Consider the following 16,501-nt stretch of genomic DNA (forward strand, 5'->3'; position numbering starts at 1 on the left):
GCAACGGTCTGCGGGGCGCTCACCGCCTCGTTCAAGCGCCGCCGCGCACCGGTGCCATGGCCGAGCACCGCGCGTTGCCATATCCGGGTACCGCGTCTGCCATACCCGCGTACCGCGGCGCGAGCCCCGCGGCGCGAGCCCCGCGTCCCCTCCGGCTCCGGCGGACCGTCCGCGTCTACTCCCCGGGGAGTACGCCCGGCCACCCCACCCGTCGGACGCCGCGCACCGGGCGAGGCGTCTAGCGTGGCGGCATGGCAGAGGAGCGCGTGCACGGCGGCGGGGACCCGGGCTGGGCGGGGCCGCCATGGTCGCCGTGGCGGTGGTGGCGGCAGGAACCGCCGTGGGCCCGGGCGCAGGACGACGGCGCTGGGCAAGACCGAGGCGGCCGCCGGCTGTGGGTCTCCACGCTGGTGCTGACCGCCTTCGTCCTCGCGGGATCCCACTTCGCCGCCCACGGGCAGAGCACGCGCGAGCCGCTGGACCCGTTCGCGAACGCCCTGCTGGCGGCCGGGGGCCTGGTCCTGCTGTGGCGGCGGCGCAGACCGGTCCTGGTGGCGTTCGGCACGGCCACCGCGGGCTTCCTCTACCTCGGGGCCGGATATCCGTACGGGCCCGTCTTCCTGACCATCGCCCTCGGCTGCTTCAGCGCCGTCGTCTCCGGGCACCGCAGGGCTGCCTGGTGGGCCATCGGCCTGTTGTGGGCCGGGCACCTGCTGGTCGCCCACGGGCTCTACGCCCACCTGCCGCCGTCCGGCGACGGGCCGACGCCCTGGCCCAGCGAGGTGGGCGTCGCGGCGTGGGCGCTCGCCGTCGTCGTGGTCTCGGAGCTCGTCCGCGTACGGCGTGAGCAGTGGGCGCGGGAGCGGGCCGAGCGCGCGCAGGCCGCGCGGCGGCGCGCCGACGAGGAACGGCTCAGGATCGCCCGCGAGCTGCACGACGTGCTGGCGCACAGCATCTCCGTGATCAATGTGCAGGCCGGTGTGGGCCTGGCGCTGCTGGACGCCGACCCCGAACAGGCCCGTACGGCGCTGACCACCATCAAGACCGCCAGTAAGGAAGCGCTGGGCGAGGTACGCCAGGTGCTCGACACCCTGCGTGCGCCGGGTTACGCGCCGAAAGCGCCCGCGCCCGGGCTCGACCGCCTCCAGGAACTCGTCGACCAGGCGGCGAACGCGGGCCTCACCGTGCATGTGGACACCCGCGTCGCAGCTGCCGAAGCGGACGCACACGTGGCCGCAGCCGCAGCCGCAGCCGCAGCCACAGGCACAGGCACGGGCACGGATACAGATGCCGATGCAGGCGGAGACGCTGACAGCGGCGGTGACGGAGACGCTGACAGCGGCGGTGGCGCGGCCGGGGCCGCCGCCGGCGACGGGCCCGACGCGGTCTCCGCCCCCGCTCCTGCCATCGCCCCGTCCGTCTCCGCCTCCGCAGGCCCCTCCGCAGGCCCCTGTGCAGGCCGCCCCGCCGGCCGCTCCGCCGCGGCCGCGCCCCCCGCGCTGCCGCCGGGGCTGGACCTCGCCGCCTTCCGTATCGTGCAGGAGGCGCTGACGAACGTGGTGCGGCACTCCGGATCGCGGCAGGCGCGCGTGCACGTCCGGTACGGGCCGCGTGCCCTGCGACTGCGGATCGAGGACGACGGTCCGGCCACCGCCACCGACGCGGGTGGCAGCGGCAACGGCCTCGCGGGGATGCGGGAGCGTGCCGCGGCGCTGGGTGGCACCATCGACGCGGGCCCGCGCCCCGACGGCGGCTTCACGGTGTCCGCCGAACTGCCGCTCAAGGAGGACCGTTGATCCGGGTGCTGCTCGCCGACGACCAGCTGCTCGTCAGGGCGGGTTTCAAGGCGCTGCTCGATGCGCAGCGCGACATCGAGGTCGCGGGGGAGGCCGCCGACGGCGAGGAGGCGCTGCGGCGTGTGCGCGAACTGAGCCCCGACGTCGTCCTGACGGACATCCGCATGCCGGTGCTCGACGGGCTGGCGGCGACTCGCAGGATCACCGGGGACCCGGAGCTGGCCGACGTCAAGGTGGTCATGCTGACCACCTTCGAGCTGGACGAGTACGTCTTCGAGGCGATCAGATCGGGCGCGTCGGGGTTCCTGGTGAAGGACACCGAGCCGGACGAACTGGTGCGTGCGGTGCGCGCCGTGGTCGGTGGGGACGCGCTGCTGTCCCCGGGGGTGACGCGCCGGCTGATCGCCGAGTTCGCGGCGCGTTCCAAGGAGCCGGCGGCCGCCGCGTCGCTCGCCGACCTCACCGAGCGCGAGCGGGAGGTGATGGCGCTGGTGGGCATCGGCCTGTCCAACGAGGAGATCGCCCGCCGCCTGGTGGTCAGTCCGCTCACCGCGAAGACGCACGTCAGCCGGACGATGGTGAAGCTCGGTGCCCGCGACCGCGCCCAACTCGTCGTACTCGCCTACGAGTCCGGGCTGGTGCGGCCCGGCTGGCTGGGCTGAGCGCAGGGACCCGTGGGGCGCGCCGCCCCGGCGGACCCGGTTCGTCCGGCGGTGCGATGCGCTCTGTGCGCCGCCCCGGGGGGATGGGCGCACCGCCTGCATGCCGCGCCGCCCGGTCGCGTACGTCGTCCGGCATGCCGTGCCGCCGGGCCGGCCGCGTGACCCCGCCCAGGCGCCGTCCTGCTCACCCGATACCGGAGCGCTCCCGCCAGAGCTCGGCGAGCGCGGGGTCGCCGCTCACGGAGGGGACCGGGCGGCGGTTCCACAGGGCCGGGTAGAGCTCGGCGGCGGGGCCGGACAGTTCGCAGTCCGCCTCGGCCGTCGTGTCCCGCTCGGTGACCGGGGGCTCGGAGGACAGCCGTACCGTCCAGGTGTCGCCGGTATCCGTGGCGCGCACCCGCAGCACCCGGGGCCGGACCGTGCGCACCTCGCTCCGGGAGCGCCGGTGGAAGCCCGTGAGCAGTTCGTCGATGCCGTCCACGGCCAGGTCGGCGCCGATGTCCTCGGCCCGTCTGCCGCGCGCGGACTCGGCGTCCTCCCGGTGGATCGCCGTCTCATGCACCTGTCTGCGTGCCCAGAACGCGAGCGGGGACGACGCGGGCAGGAACGTCCAGCACGCCAGGTCCTCGGGGGCGGACCGCAGCACCGCGACGAGCGCGGCATGTCCGTCGCCGAACCAGGAGAGCAGGTCCGTGCCGCCGTCCGGCGCGGGAGGCTGGGGACGGTACGACGTGAGTCCCTCGGCGACATACGCGGTGGCCCAGCGGTGTACTTGTCCGGTGTGCCGCAGCAGATCGGCGACCTGCCAGCCGGGGCAGGTCGGCACCGCGGCCGTCAGGCCCGCCGCGGCTGCCGCCCGCGCCATGGCCTCGCCCTGCCGGACCAGGTTCTCTATGTGATCGGCTGTCTCCATGGGGGGGATTCTGCCCCGCGGGGGCGCCACAACCACGGCGCACGTCGGGCGCACCGGCTCCTGGCGGAAGCCGGAAGCCCGTCTTCCCCGGCGGGGCCTGCACCCCTGTGCCGCCTGGCGTGTCGTGTGCGCGCTGGCCGCGGGGCGAAACCGTGCCCTGTCCCGCCGGGGCCCGCTCGGTGGGCTCAGGCCGGTGCCGCCCGCCGCGTCGCGTACCCCACCACCGCGGCCACCGCCGCCAGTACGGCCACGCTGGTCAGCGCGGTGGGCAGGGAGAACCAGTCCGCCATGAAGCCGATCGCGGGCGGACCCAGCAGCATGCCGGCGTAGCCGAGCGTGGAGGCGGCGGCGACCCCGCTGGGCCCGGCCAGGGCGCCCGCCCGGTCGATGGCGACGGGGAAGATGTTGGCCAGGCCCAGGCCGGTGACGCCGAACCCGAGCAGCGCCGCCCACAGTGCGGGCGCCAGGGAGCCGAGCAGCATCCCGAACGCTGCCGTGGAACCGCCCACGACGAGTGTGCGGGTCCGTCCGAGCCGTTCGAGCAGGGCGGTGCCGGTGGCCCGGCCGACGGTCATGGCCAGCGCGAAGGACGCGTATCCGGTGGCCGCGACGCCCGCGTCCGCCAGCAGGTCCTGCTGCAGGTGCAGCGCGCCCCAGTCGGCGAGCGCGCCCTCCCCGTAGGCGGTGCAGAGCGCGATCAGGCCGAACACGAACACCAGGCCGCGCGTCCCGCCGTCGAGCCGCCGCGCCGAGGGTGCTCCGGCGGCAGGCCCGGAAACGGACCCGGGTGCCGTGGGGGCCGGGCCCCCGGCTCCGGTTCCGGCGCCCCGCACGGCCGTCTCCTCACGCCCCCGCGCACCCGCTTCCGTGCGCCCCCGCGCACCCGCTTCCGGGCGCGTCCCCGTGCGCGCCTCGTCGCGCACGGGGACAACCGCGGCGCCCGTCACCTCACGCACCGGGACTGCCGCCGCAACACCCGCCTCCCCGGGCACCGGAACACCTGCCGCCGCATCCACCGCACCCGCGGCCCTCTCCGCCTCCGCGCCCGAGACGTCGCCGCCCCGCGCGCCCGTCCCGGGCGCCGGCGCCGTGTGCCGCAGGACGGTGCGGCCCGCCACCGCCGTCACCAGCAGGCCGATCACCGCGAGCGCCAAGAGGTGCCGCGTGGGGGAGAGGCGGCTCGCGACCAGGCCGCCCAGGCCCGAGCCCAGCATTCCTCCCAGGCTGAACGCGGCGTGGAAACTCGGCATCACGGGCCGCCGCAGGGCCGCGACGACGTCCACGGCAGCGCTGTTCATGGCGACGTTGAGACCCCCGTAGGCCGCGCCGAACACGAACAGCACCCCGCCGAGCGCCGCCGCGGAGTGGGTCAGTGGAGGCAGGGCCACGGCCAGGGACGTCAGCGCGCCGCAGGTCACGGTCATCGGGTGGTTGCCGAACCGCCGGCAGAGCCCGCCGGTGAACATCATCGTCACCACCGCGCCCGCCGAGACTCCCAGCAGCGCGAGGCCCAGGGCACTCGCCGACGCGTTGGTCTGCTCCTTGACGGCCGGGATGCGCACCACCCAGCCGGCGAACAAGAACCCGTCGAGCGCGAAGAAGACCGTCACCGCGGCGCGCAGTCCGGTCAGGGCGAGCGCGTCCGGGTCGCGCGGCGATGCGCTCCCGGTTTTGTTTAGTATCGGCACAAAATCAGACTAGGAGAGCGCTCCCAGCCCGGCAAGGGAATTGACACGGCGTCCCCGACGGAACCCCCGGGCGCCCGCGCGGGCACAGCGACCGGCCGACGCCCGTCAGAGCGCCACGGCCGCCGCCACTGTGGGCAGCCGACCCGCCAAGGCATGATCCGTCCGGCCGCCCACGCGCAGGGCGGGTCCCCGGCATGGGCATCGTCACGGGCATCGGCATGCGGGCCGCTGCGGGCGTGGGCGGATGACCGCCACGGGCGTCGGCGCGTGGCCTCTACGGCGTCGGTGCGACGGCACGGGCATCGGGCCGGCCGCCACGGGCGTGATCGCGCGGCTGTGCGGGCGTCGGTGCGCAGCCGCGCCGGCGTCGGCGCGTGGTCGCCACGGGTATCCGTGCGGGCCGTCCGGTCACACCGCCACGACCGTGCCGACGCCCGCGTCCTCGAAGCGAGCCAGTGTCTCGGGCGGCGCGGCGGCGTCCGTGATGAGCGTGTCCACCCGGTCCGTGGCGCAGATCCGGGCGAAGGCGCGGCGGCCCAGCTTGCTGGAGTCGGCAGCGACCACCACCCGCTGGGCGCGCTCGCACAGCAGGCGGTTGATGGCGGCCTCCGCCTCGTCGTGCGCCGTGGCGCCGTGTGCCGGGTCGAGACCGTCCACCCCCAGCACGGCGACGTCGAGCGTGATCTGGCCGAGCACGCCGTCCGCGAGCGGGCCGATCAGCTCGTACGACTGCGCACGGGCCACCCCTCCGGTCACCACGATCTTGAACTGCGGGCGGACGGTGAGCTCGGTGGCGATGTTGAGCGCGTTGGTGACCACGGTCAGGGCGGGCGATCCGGAGGCGAGGTCGGTGCGGACGGCGAGGGCGCGGGCCACCTCCGTCGTGGTGGTGCCACCGGTCAGGCCGACCGCCTCACCCGGAGCGACGAGAGAGGCGACGGCCTCGGCGATGCGCTGCTTGTCGGAGGCGCGCCGGGCGGTCTTGTAGCGGAGCGGCAGTTCGTACGAGACGCCGTGCGCCACGGCGCCGCCCCGGGTGCGCACCAGCATCTGCTGCTCGGCAAGCCCGTCGAAGTCGCGCCGGATGGTCGCCGCCGACACCCCGAGCCGGGCGGCGGCCTCCTCCACGTCCAGCCGGCCGTGCTCCACCAGCAGTTCCAGCAGCTCCTGCCAGCGGGCGTCGCGCGACATGCCGTGCCTCCCTCCGCGCCCACCGGCGCTCAGTTCCTGGCCTGGCCGGTCCCGGCCCGGCCGTCCTGCTCCGGGCGGTTCACGACCCGGCCCTGCTGCCCCACGGCCGGTCCCGGCCTCGTGGCCCCGGGTCGGTCGGTCCTGTCCCGGGCCACTCCCGGCAGGGGTCCGCAGGTTCGGTCCCGGGCAGGTGAATGCCCGGGACCGGCCCGGGAACCGGGCCGGTCCGGTCCGCGGGCGGGCACGTCTCGTGCCGGCCCGCGGATGTCCGACGTCGGTGACCCTAGCGCAGTGCGCCGCCGGGCATGCTTGATCATGCTTGTAACGTGCCTATAACTTGCAGAAACAATCACACTGAGGGAGGCGTGGCATGAGTCATGTCGAGAACGAGCTGATCAGCCAGCCGGAGTGCTGGGCGCGGGCCGCCGCACTCGCGGACCGGCACGCCGCCGTGCTGCCGAGTGCGGGCGAGCGGGTCGCGGTCGTCGGCTGCGGGACCTCGTACTTCATGGCGCAGGCGGTCGCGGGGCTCCGCGAGGGCGCCGGGCAGGGCGAGACGGATGCCTTCCCCGCCTCGGAGTTCCCGGCCGGTCGCGGGTACGACAGGGTGGTCGCCTTCACCCGGTCGGGCACCACCACGGAGGTCCTCGACCTTCTCTCGGCGCTCAAGGGCCGCACCCTCACCACAGCGATCACCGCCGACCCCCGCACCCCGGTGATGGAGGCCGCCGACGAGTCGGTGGTGCTCGACTTCGCCGAGGAGCGCTCGGTCGTCCAGACGCGCTTCGCCACCACCGCGCTGACGCTGCTCCGCGCCCACCTGGGCCTGCACTCCGACGCGGTCGTCGAGGACGCCCGCACCGCCCTTGCGGACCCGCTGCCGGACGGCCTCGTCGACTGCACGCAGTTCACCTTCCTGGGTCGCGGCTGGACCGTGGGCCTCGCCAGCGAGGCGGGGCTGAAGATGCGTGAGGCCTCGCTGAGCTGGACCGAGGCGTACCCGGCGATGGAGTACCGGCACGGCCCCATCAGCATCGCCACCCGGGGCACCGCCACCTGGATGCTCGGCGAGGCCCCCGGCGGACTGGCCGGACAGGTGCGCGCCACCGGTGCGACGTGGGTGGCGGGGGAGCTGGACCCGCTGGCCGAGCTGGTGCGGGTGCAGCGCCTCGCGGTCGCCGTCGCGGCGGCCCGTGGTGTGGATCCCGACCAGCCGCGCCACCTCAGCCGCTCGGTGATCCTGACGCGACCCGCGTCCTGACGTCCCCGGCGCCCGGCCGGGGCCGTCGCACACCGGCTGCGGTCCCCGCACCTCAGGCCGCGGCCCCGCCCGCCCGCAGGGTGCGGAGGCCACGCCCAGGGTGCGAGGCCTCCCGCGCCTGAGCGCGGGCCGGCCCCGCCCGGTGCGCCCCCGGCCCAGGCAGCTCCCGGCCGTCGCCCGACCCCCGTCCTACGAAGGGAAGGAGGGGCCGTGCCCCTCGAAGCATCCGGCACGCTGGTCAGCCGTGCCGCGGCAGCCCGGACCGCCGTGGCTGCGTTCAACGTCATCACGCTCGAACACGTGGAGGCCGTCGTCGCCGGCGCCGAGGCCGCCGGGTCCGCCGTGATCCTCCAGGTCAGCGAGAACGCGGTGGCGTTCCGCGGCGGGCGGCTGCTGCCGCTGGCCCGGGCCGCCGCCGCGGCAGCGGAGCAGGCCTCGGTGCCCGTCGCCCTGCACCTCGACCATGTACAGAGCGACGAGCTGCTGCGGCAGGCCGCCGACGCGGGCTTCAGCTCCGTGATGTACGACGCGGCCCGGCTGCCGTACCGGGAGAACCTCGCCGCCACCCGGGCGGCCGCCGACTGGGCACACGCCTGTGGACTGTGGATCGAGGCGGAGCTGGGCGAGGTGGGCGGCAAGGCCGCCGCCGGCGGGCCCCCCGCGCCGCCGCTGGACGCGCACGCGCCGGGCGCGCGCACCGACCCGGAGGAGGCGCGGGCCTTCGTGACCGGCACCGGCGTGGACGCGCTGGCCGTCGCGATCGGCAGCACGCACGCCATGACCCGGCGCACCGCCGCCCTCGACCACGACCTGCTGGGCCGGCTGGTACCCGCGGCGGGCGTCCCGTTGGTGCTGCACGGCTCCTCGGGGGTGCCCGACGGGGAGCTCACGGCCGCCGTCAGGGGCGGCGTCGCGAAGGTCAACATCGGTACGGCCCTCAACCTCGCGATGACCGCCGCCCTCCGCGGGTTCCTCGCCACCCACCCCGAGACCGTCGACTGCAGGCCCTACCTCGCCGCGGGCCGGGAAGCCATGACCGAGACGGTGACGCGGCTGATGGGCGTGGTGAGCGCGGCGCCGTAGGGAGGCCAAGGGTGGCGTGTCCGGCCGGTGGGGCGGGTGCGGAGTGGACGGGCGGGTGCGGCCGGACCGGGGCTGGATCCGACCGGGTTCGGCCGGGGGCCGGGCGCACCCGGCGCGGACGACGGTGCGCGGCCGCCGCGTCCAGGCTCCGGCGCCCGGCCGGCGTGCCGTCGTCGCGTCCGCGTTCCGTCCCACGTCCGTGCGCCGGCCCCGCCCGCGCCCGCACGCCGTCGTCCGCGCAGCCGGTCGTCGGTCACCGCGCGGGTTCGGGCAGCGGCTCGCCCGTCTCCAGGAGCGTCTTGAGGCTGGACAGCAGCGCCGGCCAGCCCTCGCGGATCAGTTCGCGCACGGTGCCGTCGGGCTCCAGATCGTCGTGGATCACCGTCAGCTTGACCATCTCGCCCGCCGGCTCCATCTCGAACGTCACCTTCGAGCGGCGCTCCCCGCGGATCCGGTCGAGCACGTCCTGGGGGAGCCCGGAGGCCCTGCCCCACTCGGGGGTGAAGGTGTGCCAGGTGTAGGAGAGGCGGCGGCCCGGCTGGGCGTCCAGCACGATCTGCTCGGGGTCCGCGATCCTTCCGCCCTCGCCGTCCCAGACCACGGGTGAGCCCGGGCGCCAGTCCGACTCCAGGGCCGGGCCCCAGTAGCGCCGGGTGAACGCCGGGTCGGTGAGCGCCTGCCAGAGCCGCTCGGGGGTGGTGTGGATGTACGTCACGTAGACGAAGGGGGTGGTGTCCATCGGCTTCTGCTCCAATGCTGTCTTCAGATCGGCGAGCGCATGGGCGCGCTCCCGGTCGTACCGGCTGATCCACCGGTCCGCGACGGCGTTGATCGGCGCGGCATTGAGGTAGTGAAGCTTCTCCCTGCCGCGGCGCCGTGTGGTCACCAGTCCGGCGGACTCCAGGACGGCCAGGTGCTTGCTGACCGACTGGCGGGCCATCTCAAGACCGGCGCACAGTTCGCGCAGGCTCTGGCCGTTGCGGTTCTCCAGGCTGTCCAGCAGCCGGCGGCGGCTGGCGTCCGCCAGCGCCTTGAACACCTCGTCCATCGCGCATCCCGTCTTCGGCCCTTCTGGTATATGCAGCCTGCTGGCTGCCTTTTTATTAAAGGCAGCCAGCAGGCTGCATGTCAATCGAGTGCGGGGAGCGGGGGACCGGGCAGGACCACGGGTCACCGTGCGACCATGACGGCCAGGACGAGACCGGAGAGACGGGACCACGGGGAGGCCGGACGGATGCGCCGGACCACGCATGCGGAGAGCGACGAAGCACTCTTCCCACGCGACGACGTCCGGCCCGCTCCGAGCCCGGCCGGCGGCACCGACCCAGCCGGTAACCCGCACGGCCCCCGCGTGCTCACCCCGGGTGCCGTCCACCTCCCGGGCCTGCTGTCCGCCGCCGAGCAGCAGGCGCTCCTCGCGTCGTGCCGGGACTGGGCCCGCCCGCCCGCGGGCCTGCGCACCGTCCGCACGCCGGGCGGTGGCACCATGAGCGCCCGGCAGGTCTGCCTGGGCTGGCACTGGTATCCGTACGGCTATGCCCGCACCGTGGTCGACGGCGACGGCGCCCCCGTCAAGCCGTTCCCAGCCGGGCTGGGCGAGCTCGCCCGCCGGGCCGTGGAGAGCGCCTACGCGGCCGGGCCGTGCACGGAGCCCTACGACATCGCCCTCGTCAACTACTACGACGCCGACGCCCGGATGGGCATGCACCGCGACGGCGACGAGCGGTCCGACGCCCCGGTGGTGTCGGTCAGCCTCGGGGACACCTGCGTCTTCCGGTTCGGGAACACCGCCTCGCGCGGGCGGCCCTACACCGACGTCCGGCTGCGCAGCGGCGACGTGTTCGTGTTCGGCGGCCCGGTGCGCGGGGCCTACCACGGGGTGCCGTGCATCGAGCCCGGCACCGCCCCGCCGGCGCTCGGGCTGCACGGCCGGCTCAACATCACGCTGCGCGTCAGCGGGCTGCCCGCGGCGCCGTGACGAGGGCGGCCGCTGCGGCGTGACACGGCCTCACGGCGTGACACGCACGGCGTGACACGGCCTCACGGCGTGATGCCAGGCCCTCGACGCGGCGCCGGCGCCCCGCCCCACGGCCGAGAAGGCCCCCGTCCCACGGCGCCCCGGCCCACGGCGCCGGACCTGCATCCCGCGGCGCCGAACCCGCAGGCCGACCCCGCCGAACGGCCACCGCCCGGCGGGGCCGATCACCCCTCGTTCTCGCCGCGCCCGCCGCCCAGCGCCCGCCGCCCGGTGCTCCGCGCCGACCCGACGACACGGCCGCGGACCCGCGCCCCCGGTTCCCTCACGCGGCCCGTTCCGCCGGAGACCGGCCTCCCGTACCGTGTCCGAGTCCCGCCACGGGCGGCGGCAGCACCCCCTGATCATGGGAGACTCGCTCACATGAACGGCAAGGCGGCCCCCCGCGCCACGGGGCCCACGCAGACCCGGCTGGAGCGGGGGCGTGGCGCACTCGGCCCCGCGCTGGAGTTGGTGCACACCGGCCGCGCCCCGACCCGTGCCGTGCTCACCGCCGAACTCGGTGTCACCCGCGCCACGGCCGGGGCGGTCGCGGCGGAGCTGGCGGCCCTCGGCCTGATCCGCGTGGACGTCCGGCCCACCGCGTCGGCCGGCGCGCACGGCCGCCCCTCACACCGTCTCGACGTCGCCGAGCAGGGTCCCGTGGCGCTGGCCGCGCAGGTGCACGCCGACGGATACCGGGCGGCCCTCGTCGGCCTGGGCGGCCGGATCGTCGCCACCTCGCCCGGCTGCGACACCGTCGAAGCCGACCCGGCGCAGGTGCTGGGCGCGGTGGTGGCGGCAGGCGCGCGGTTGCTGCGGGAGGCCGGCCGGCGGTGCATCGGGGCCGGCCTCGCCGTGCCGTCCTCGGTCGCCGAGCCCGAGGGCACCGCGCTCAACCCGCTGCACCTCGCCTGGCCCGTGGCCGCCCCGGTGCGGGACATCTTCGCCAGGCAGGTCCGCGACGCCGGCATCACCGGGCCCGCGTTCTGCGGCAACGACGTCAACCTCGCCGCGCTCGCCGAGCACCGGCACGGCGCGGGGCGCGGCGCACGCGACCTGCTCTGCGTCGCCACCGGACACCGCGGCGTCGGCGGAGCGCTGGTACTCGACGGGCGGCTGCACACCGGAAGCTCCGGTCTCGCCCTGGAGGTCGGCCACCTCACCGTCAACCCCGAGGGCCGTCCCTGCCACTGCGGCAGCCGCGGCTGCCTGGACGTGGAGGCCGACCCGCTGGCCCTCCTGACGGACGCCGGCCGTGCCCCCGGCCCCGAGCCCTCCCTGCTCGACCAGGCCAGGACGCTGCTCCGTGAGGAGTACGACGACCCGCACGTACGGGCCGTCACCGGCGCGCTGATCGACCGGTTGGGCCTCGGGCTCGCCGGCCTGGTCAACATCCTCAACCCCGACCGGATCATCCTCGGCGGCCTGCACCGCGAGCTGCTCGCCGCCGACCCGGAGCGGCTGCGCGCCGTGGTCGCCGAGCGCAGCCTCTGGGGCCGCGACAGCGGCGGAGTGCCGATCCTGCCATGCACCCTGGACCACAACAGCCTGGTGGGCGCCGCCGAGCTGGCCTGGCAGCCGGTGCTCGACGACCCCCTCACCGCCCTCGCGGGCTGAGCCCCGCGTGCCGGCGCCCGCGAGGGCCCCGGTCAGCGGGCGGCCCCCGGTCGGCGGGCGGCCTCCTGGGCGTGGCTCAGCGCCACCGCACCGCGAAGGCCCGCCGCGGATTCTCCGTGAGGATGCGGTCCGTCAGCTCCTCGCCGAGGGTGGCCGCCAGCCGCGGCCGTACCCCGCGCAGCAGGTACGGCATGCCGGGGCCGCCCGTCACCGAGCGGGCGGTGGCGGTCGTGGTGTCGGCACCCAGCAGGATCCGGTCGGCGAAACCGGCGTCGGCGAGCGCGCCGACGGCGTCCGGCATCCGCCAGTCGGTGGCGTGGTTGGCCCGTGACGGGCCGTCGAAGGCGAGGAAAGCGCCCGACTCGGCGGCCTGGCGGTGCATCACCGGGTCAGGGCAGCGGTTGAGGTGCCCCAGGATCACCCGGTCGGGCGACACCCCGAGGTCGTCGCAGAGCAGGTCGAGCACGTCCAGGGCGCCGGTGCCCAGTTCGTGGGGGACGGCGACGGGGGCGCCGGTGGCGTGGTGCGCCTCGGCCGCCGCGCGCATCGTCCAGCGCGCGTGCCCGTCCAGCGCGTGGAAGCCGCCGGCGACCTTGATCAGGCCGGCCCGGACGTCCGACGTCCCGATGCCCTCGGTGAGCTCGCGGACGAACACCTCGGCGAGGCGGCCGCCCGGGCGCAGCGCGTCGAGCAGGCCCGGCGGGTAGTGCACCGCCTGGTGCAGCCCGGTGGCCGCCACGATCCGCACCCCCGTGTCGCGGGCCAGCGCCGCCAGGTCCCCGGCGCGCCGGCCCAGGCCGTGCGGGGTCCACTGGACCACGGCCCGGCCGCCCAGCGCGTGGAACGCCCGCAGCTCGGCGGCCGCGGACGGCACGTCGTCCAGCTCCTCGCCGGGCAACCGGGGGCTGCGGAAGAACAGGTGGTCGTGCGCGTCGCAGGGCCCCAGGAGGCCGGGCGCGACATCGCCGGTCACGGTCCTGACCGACGCGCCGCCGACCCCGTCCGAACCCCCGGACCCGGCCATGCCGCTCACGCCTCCGCCGCCCGCCCCGCTCGTGCCGCCGGCCGTGCTCGCACCCCTGTCCCCGCTCGCGCCCCTGTCCTCGTCCGCACCCGTGTCCGCGCTCTCCACCGTGTCCCCGCTCTCCGTCGTCTCCCCGTCCTCGTTCGTGGCCTCGGACCCGCACGTGGGCCGGACCCGCTCCGGCCGCCCGCCGCGTCCGCGCCGTGGCCGGCCCGTCACGGGCGGCCGCGCTCACCACTGCCGGCCCGCGGTCAGCAGGTGCCGTTCCGGCGCGGACAGACGCAGCACCCGGTACACCTCACCCTCCTGCTCGGGCGTGTCATGGGCCCACACCGAGAAGTGCACCAGCTCCCAGTGGCGCGGGTCGACGGCGAGTGCCGCATACACCACACCGTCCCGGCGGGCGAGGCTAGCCGTCTCGCGCGCCATCTCCTCCACCAGCGTGTGCAGCGGCGCCGTGGCGGGGACCTGCTCGCGCCGCCGCACAGCGGTCACCGGCGCGGCGTCCGACGCGCTGCCCTCCTCGAAGGCGAGGCCGGTCCAGTGCAGCACCGGCGGCCGGCCGAAGTCCTCGACGAGACCGCGGAACCCGGAGCCCCACAGGAACGCGTTCATCCCCTCGGGGTCGTTCCACAGGTAGAACGGCGCGTACTGGTTCACCGGCGAGCCGTGTACGCCCCGCTCCCTGAGCAGGTACGCCTTCACACCGAGGCCGGCGAAGCCGTCCAGGAGCGGGCCCCTGGCGGCGACGCGACCGCGGATGACGGCCATGTCGTAGTCCGCGGGCAGCGTGATCTCGTACTGCATGGCGTGCATGCCGATGCCTCCTCAAACGGCCCGTGGGCCGGGGTCCGTGGCCCTCCCGGCAGGTCGGGGCCACCACGCCCGGTGAGTGTACCTATCGATAGGTACACTCACCGGATCGGGCGTCGGACGGGGCCTCGCGATCACCGGCGGCCGAGAGCGGGGTCCGGTGCCGACGATCGCGGGAGCGGCGATCGGCCGCCGAGCCTCCCACGGCCCGGGAGCAGCCGTACGCGGCAGGGCTACTCCCGACGTGGTAGGCGCACGGCCGCTGCCCGTACGACGACGTGGGCACCCCTGTCGAGCGAGTCTCGGGACCGTAACCGACACCACCGTCCGGCTGGCCGGCCCCGTGCGGGTCCCGGTCCGCCGGCCACCGGCGAGGGCGGTGCCGCGCTCGCCCGCCGAGGAGATGACTCCCCATGAACACACTGGCTTTCGCACACGACGGCCCCGGGCCGTGGGTGCTGTTCTTCCCGCTGCTCTGGGCGGCCGCCGTCGTCGGCGTGATCACCGTCCTGCGCCGTGCCGGCCTCCGGGGCCACCGCGGGCCGTGGCGCCTCGGCGCCGAGGAGCACTCGCCGATCACAGTGCTCGGCCGCCGCTTCGCCGCCGGCGAGATCGACGAGGACGAGTACTGGCGGCGGCTGTCCGTCCTGGACGAGCAGTTCGGCCGGCACCGCAAGGGCGGCGCCCTGTAACGCCGCCCGCATGACGCCTCCGGTTGCCGCCGTGGGCGCCGGCGCCCACGGCGCGGGCGGCCGGTCCGTCGAGGGGTACGGCACCGGCGCGCACCGCCGTCCGTGTCCGGCCTGGCCGGCCTGCGCGGCACGGGGGCATGCCCCGGCCCGCTCGGCCGGCGCGGCACCGGACGGTACCCAGGCCCCGCTCGGCGGGCGCGGAACCGCGCCGCGTCCCGCTCGACTCAGCCCAGCACGGTGGAGCGGGCCACGGCTCTGCCGTGCGGGCCGGCCGGGCCGTGGGCCAGGTCTGTCAGGTTCGCCGGGCCCACCAGATCCGCCGTGCTCCCGAACGGGCCCGTGGTGGCGGCGCCGTAGACGGGCAGTGTGGCGGTCAGCGGCGCGGTCATCGGCACCGGGAGCGTGAACCAGACGATCTTTCCGGCGTCGCCCTGCGTCCGTGCCCCCCAGCTCTCGCACATGGCGGCGATCATGGCGAGCCCGCGACCACACGTCTGGTACGGCTCAGCGTCGTGCATCCGGGGCAGCCGGGGATCGTGGTCGTGCACGGAGACGGTGAGCCGGTCGAGGTGCAGCTCCATGTCGACGGTGCAGGTCTTGTCCGGGCGTGCGTGCCGGTGCACGTTGGTCAGCAACTCGGTCACGCCGAGCGCAGCCCGGTCGATCAAGGCGTCGAGACGCCAGTGGCGCAGTTGTGCGGAGACGATTCTGCGGACCTGTCCGATCCGCGACGGCAGGGCCTGGAGCTCCACCGTGCAGTGCCTTCCTGGCTGGCTGATCACGGCCACGACTCCCCGAATTCGAGGTTCCGGAAGAAGACGCCAGCGCGGCGGCTGCGGCGGGCGACCGCCTGCTGGAGGACCGGCGCGTGACTGGTTCGCAGCGTGATGGCCGGTGCACCCTGAGTGAGATGAGTCAAGCGTGACTCATGTCACACCGGCGTGCAACCGGGGGGCGTCTGAACGGTGGGTCTGCCCGGCCCGGGCCCGGTGGGTTCGCGGTGGAGGAAGCCTCGCTGGGCCGGGTGGCGGGACGACGGTCTCGTCGTGGCCGTCCTCCACTGCCTGAACGGCGTGGGAGGCAGCACCAGCGCGGTTCCCCGCGTCCCTTCCGTGCGTACCCGAAGGTTCCGCGCCGGGGGCGCGGGGAACCGTGCGCCGAACCGGCCGTGGGCCCGGCGGCAACCGCAAGGGGCTCGGCCCCACCCCTCACAGGACGGCCGCCGTCAGGGGCGGCGGCCCCCCGCTCTGCGGACGGCTTCGATGAAGCGGCGGGCGCGGCCGTCCTGTGTGGCGTCCGCCGTGTCGTCGCCCATGGTCAGTGTGTATCGCGTGCCGTTCACCTCGGCCGAGGCGCTGTCGCCCGAGGAGAACCACGCCTTGCCCGCGCGTACCGCCTGTACGGGCGCGCTGTCGATCTCGCTGCCGTGGCTGTTGAGCAGTTCCACCCGGCCGTCGTTGATGCGGACCTGACCTGCCCGGGTGAGCGACCGCAGGCGCCTGTCGATCCGAACCCGGTCCGCCGTGAACTCCGGCTCCGCCATGATGCCCCCCTTGGGTACGAGGTGTGCGCGTCCGGGGGCCTCCAAGGAGGCACCCGAACAGGGTTCCAACGCGGCTACCACCGGGAATGTTCCCGTGTCAGCAGTGTGCCCGTACCCGTGGTAGGGCGCCAGGGTGTACGTGGGCGGGCCGGGCGCACGGAAGGGGAGCGCCCGCGCGCCGGGGGCGCCCGCGACGCGCCA

General features: G+C 75.6%; 15 protein-coding genes. 7 read left to right on the forward strand and 8 right to left on the reverse strand.

What is annotated here, in order from left to right; translation table 11 throughout:
• The first annotated feature begins 251 nt into the window (after positions 1–251).
• Positions 252–1,796, forward strand: coding sequence for a sensor histidine kinase (locus tag ACSMXW_RS34900; protein ID WP_485802322.1), 1,545 nt, complete (start codon positions 252–254; stop codon positions 1,794–1,796).
• The gene (locus ACSMXW_RS34905) at positions 1,793–2,458 is read left to right on the forward strand and encodes a response regulator transcription factor (protein ID WP_485802324.1); all 666 of its coding nucleotides are present in this window, start codon (positions 1,793–1,795) and stop codon (positions 2,456–2,458) included. Before ACSMXW_RS34900 ends, ACSMXW_RS34905 begins: the two co-directional genes overlap by 4 nt.
• 184 nt (positions 2,459–2,642) lie before the next feature.
• On the opposite strand, the gene ACSMXW_RS34910 is transcribed toward ACSMXW_RS34905, so the two are convergent.
• The 3 genes from ACSMXW_RS34910 to ACSMXW_RS34920 form a co-directional block, all read right to left on the reverse strand.
• The gene (locus ACSMXW_RS34910; RefSeq protein WP_485802326.1) at positions 2,643–3,371 is read right to left on the reverse strand and encodes a maleylpyruvate isomerase family mycothiol-dependent enzyme; all 729 of its coding nucleotides are present in this window, start codon (positions 3,369–3,371) and stop codon (positions 2,643–2,645) included.
• A 185-nt stretch (positions 3,372–3,556) separates the two neighbouring features.
• Positions 3,557–5,059 (reverse strand): MFS transporter, encoded by a 1,503-nt coding sequence (locus ACSMXW_RS34915; protein WP_485802328.1) that lies wholly within the window; start codon positions 5,057–5,059, stop codon positions 3,557–3,559.
• A gap of 408 nt (positions 5,060–5,467) precedes the next feature.
• Entirely contained in the window at positions 5,468–6,250 is a 783-nt protein-coding gene (locus tag ACSMXW_RS34920) for a DeoR/GlpR family DNA-binding transcription regulator (protein WP_485802330.1), read from the reverse strand.
• 370 nt (positions 6,251–6,620) lie between these two features.
• Between ACSMXW_RS34920 and ACSMXW_RS34925 the strand changes: the two genes are divergently transcribed.
• On the forward strand, positions 6,621–7,511 hold the full coding sequence (locus ACSMXW_RS34925) for an SIS domain-containing protein (protein ID WP_485802332.1): 891 nt from the start codon (positions 6,621–6,623) through the stop codon (positions 7,509–7,511).
• A 210-nt stretch (positions 7,512–7,721) separates the two neighbouring features.
• Positions 7,722–8,594, forward strand: coding sequence for a class II fructose-bisphosphate aldolase (locus ACSMXW_RS34930; RefSeq protein WP_485802334.1), 873 nt, complete (start codon positions 7,722–7,724; stop codon positions 8,592–8,594).
• A 253-nt stretch (positions 8,595–8,847) separates the two neighbouring features.
• On the opposite strand, the gene ACSMXW_RS34935 is transcribed toward ACSMXW_RS34930, so the two are convergent.
• Entirely contained in the window at positions 8,848–9,642 is a 795-nt protein-coding gene (locus ACSMXW_RS34935; RefSeq protein ID WP_485802336.1) for an ArsR/SmtB family transcription factor, read from the reverse strand.
• A gap of 186 nt (positions 9,643–9,828) precedes the next feature.
• Here ACSMXW_RS34935 and ACSMXW_RS34940 point away from each other — a divergent pair, with 186 nt between their 5' ends.
• Both ACSMXW_RS34940 and ACSMXW_RS34945 read left to right on the forward strand, forming a co-directional pair.
• The gene (locus ACSMXW_RS34940; protein WP_485802338.1) at positions 9,829–10,572 is read left to right on the forward strand and encodes an alpha-ketoglutarate-dependent dioxygenase AlkB; all 744 of its coding nucleotides are present in this window, start codon (positions 9,829–9,831) and stop codon (positions 10,570–10,572) included.
• Positions 10,573–10,992: 420 nt separating this feature from the next.
• Positions 10,993–12,228 carry an ROK family protein gene (locus ACSMXW_RS34945; RefSeq protein ID WP_485802340.1) on the forward strand — a complete coding sequence of 412 codons (1,236 nt, stop codon included), beginning with the start codon at positions 10,993–10,995 and terminating at the stop codon, positions 12,226–12,228.
• A 76-nt stretch (positions 12,229–12,304) separates the two neighbouring features.
• On the opposite strand, the gene ACSMXW_RS34950 is transcribed toward ACSMXW_RS34945, so the two are convergent.
• The gene (locus tag ACSMXW_RS34950; RefSeq protein WP_485808496.1) at positions 12,305–13,252 is read right to left on the reverse strand and encodes a phosphotriesterase family protein; all 948 of its coding nucleotides are present in this window, start codon (positions 13,250–13,252) and stop codon (positions 12,305–12,307) included.
• A gap of 231 nt (positions 13,253–13,483) precedes the next feature.
• Positions 13,484–14,068 carry a DUF4865 family protein gene (locus ACSMXW_RS34955; protein WP_485802342.1) on the reverse strand — a complete coding sequence of 195 codons (585 nt, stop codon included), beginning with the start codon at positions 14,066–14,068 and terminating at the stop codon, positions 13,484–13,486.
• A gap of 410 nt (positions 14,069–14,478) precedes the next feature.
• Here ACSMXW_RS34955 and ACSMXW_RS34960 point away from each other — a divergent pair, with 410 nt between their 5' ends.
• A complete protein-coding gene (locus tag ACSMXW_RS34960; RefSeq protein ID WP_485802344.1) occupies positions 14,479–14,757 on the forward strand; it encodes an SHOCT domain-containing protein in 279 nt (92 codons plus the stop codon).
• Between the two features lie 224 nt (positions 14,758–14,981).
• Here the strand turns inward: ACSMXW_RS34960 and ACSMXW_RS34965 are convergent, their stop codons facing one another.
• Together ACSMXW_RS34965 and ACSMXW_RS34970 are read right to left on the reverse strand one after the other, a co-directional pair.
• On the reverse strand, positions 14,982–15,539 hold the full coding sequence (locus ACSMXW_RS34965) for an ATP-binding protein (protein ID WP_485802346.1): 558 nt from the start codon (positions 15,537–15,539) through the stop codon (positions 14,982–14,984).
• A gap of 443 nt (positions 15,540–15,982) precedes the next feature.
• Positions 15,983–16,300, reverse strand: a complete 318-nt coding sequence (locus tag ACSMXW_RS34970; protein WP_485802348.1) for a hypothetical protein — start codon at positions 16,298–16,300, stop codon at positions 15,983–15,985.
• Between the last annotated feature and the right edge of the window lie 201 nt (positions 16,301–16,501).

The sequence above is a fragment of the Streptomyces sp. DSM 116793 genome (genome assembly GCF_057320905.1).

Bases quoted from the DNA above. Each gene is read 5' to 3' on its own strand.
- ACSMXW_RS34900 (WP_485802322.1), top strand. From the start codon at position 252: ATGGCAGAGGAGCGCGTGCACGGCGGCGGGGACCCGGGCTGGGCGGGG.
- ACSMXW_RS34910 (WP_485802326.1), bottom strand. From the start codon at position 3,371: ATGGAGACAGCCGATCACATAGAGAACCTGGTCCGGCAGGGCGAGGCC.
- ACSMXW_RS34920 (WP_485802330.1), bottom strand. From the start codon at position 6,250: ATGTCGCGCGACGCCCGCTGGCAGGAGCTGCTGGAACTGCTGGTGGAG.
- ACSMXW_RS34925 (WP_485802332.1), top strand. From the start codon at position 6,621: ATGAGTCATGTCGAGAACGAGCTGATCAGCCAGCCGGAGTGCTGGGCG.
- ACSMXW_RS34935 (WP_485802336.1), bottom strand. From the start codon at position 9,642: ATGGACGAGGTGTTCAAGGCGCTGGCGGACGCCAGCCGCCGCCGGCTG.
- ACSMXW_RS34940 (WP_485802338.1), top strand. From the start codon at position 9,829: ATGCGCCGGACCACGCATGCGGAGAGCGACGAAGCACTCTTCCCACGC.
- ACSMXW_RS34945 (WP_485802340.1), top strand. From the start codon at position 10,993: ATGAACGGCAAGGCGGCCCCCCGCGCCACGGGGCCCACGCAGACCCGG.
- ACSMXW_RS34950 (WP_485808496.1), bottom strand. From the start codon at position 13,252: ATGGCCGGGTCCGGGGGTTCGGACGGGGTCGGCGGCGCGTCGGTCAGG.
- ACSMXW_RS34955 (WP_485802342.1), bottom strand. From the start codon at position 14,068: ATGCACGCCATGCAGTACGAGATCACGCTGCCCGCGGACTACGACATG.
- ACSMXW_RS34960 (WP_485802344.1), top strand. From the start codon at position 14,479: ATGAACACACTGGCTTTCGCACACGACGGCCCCGGGCCGTGGGTGCTG.
- ACSMXW_RS34970 (WP_485802348.1), bottom strand. From the start codon at position 16,300: ATGGCGGAGCCGGAGTTCACGGCGGACCGGGTTCGGATCGACAGGCGC.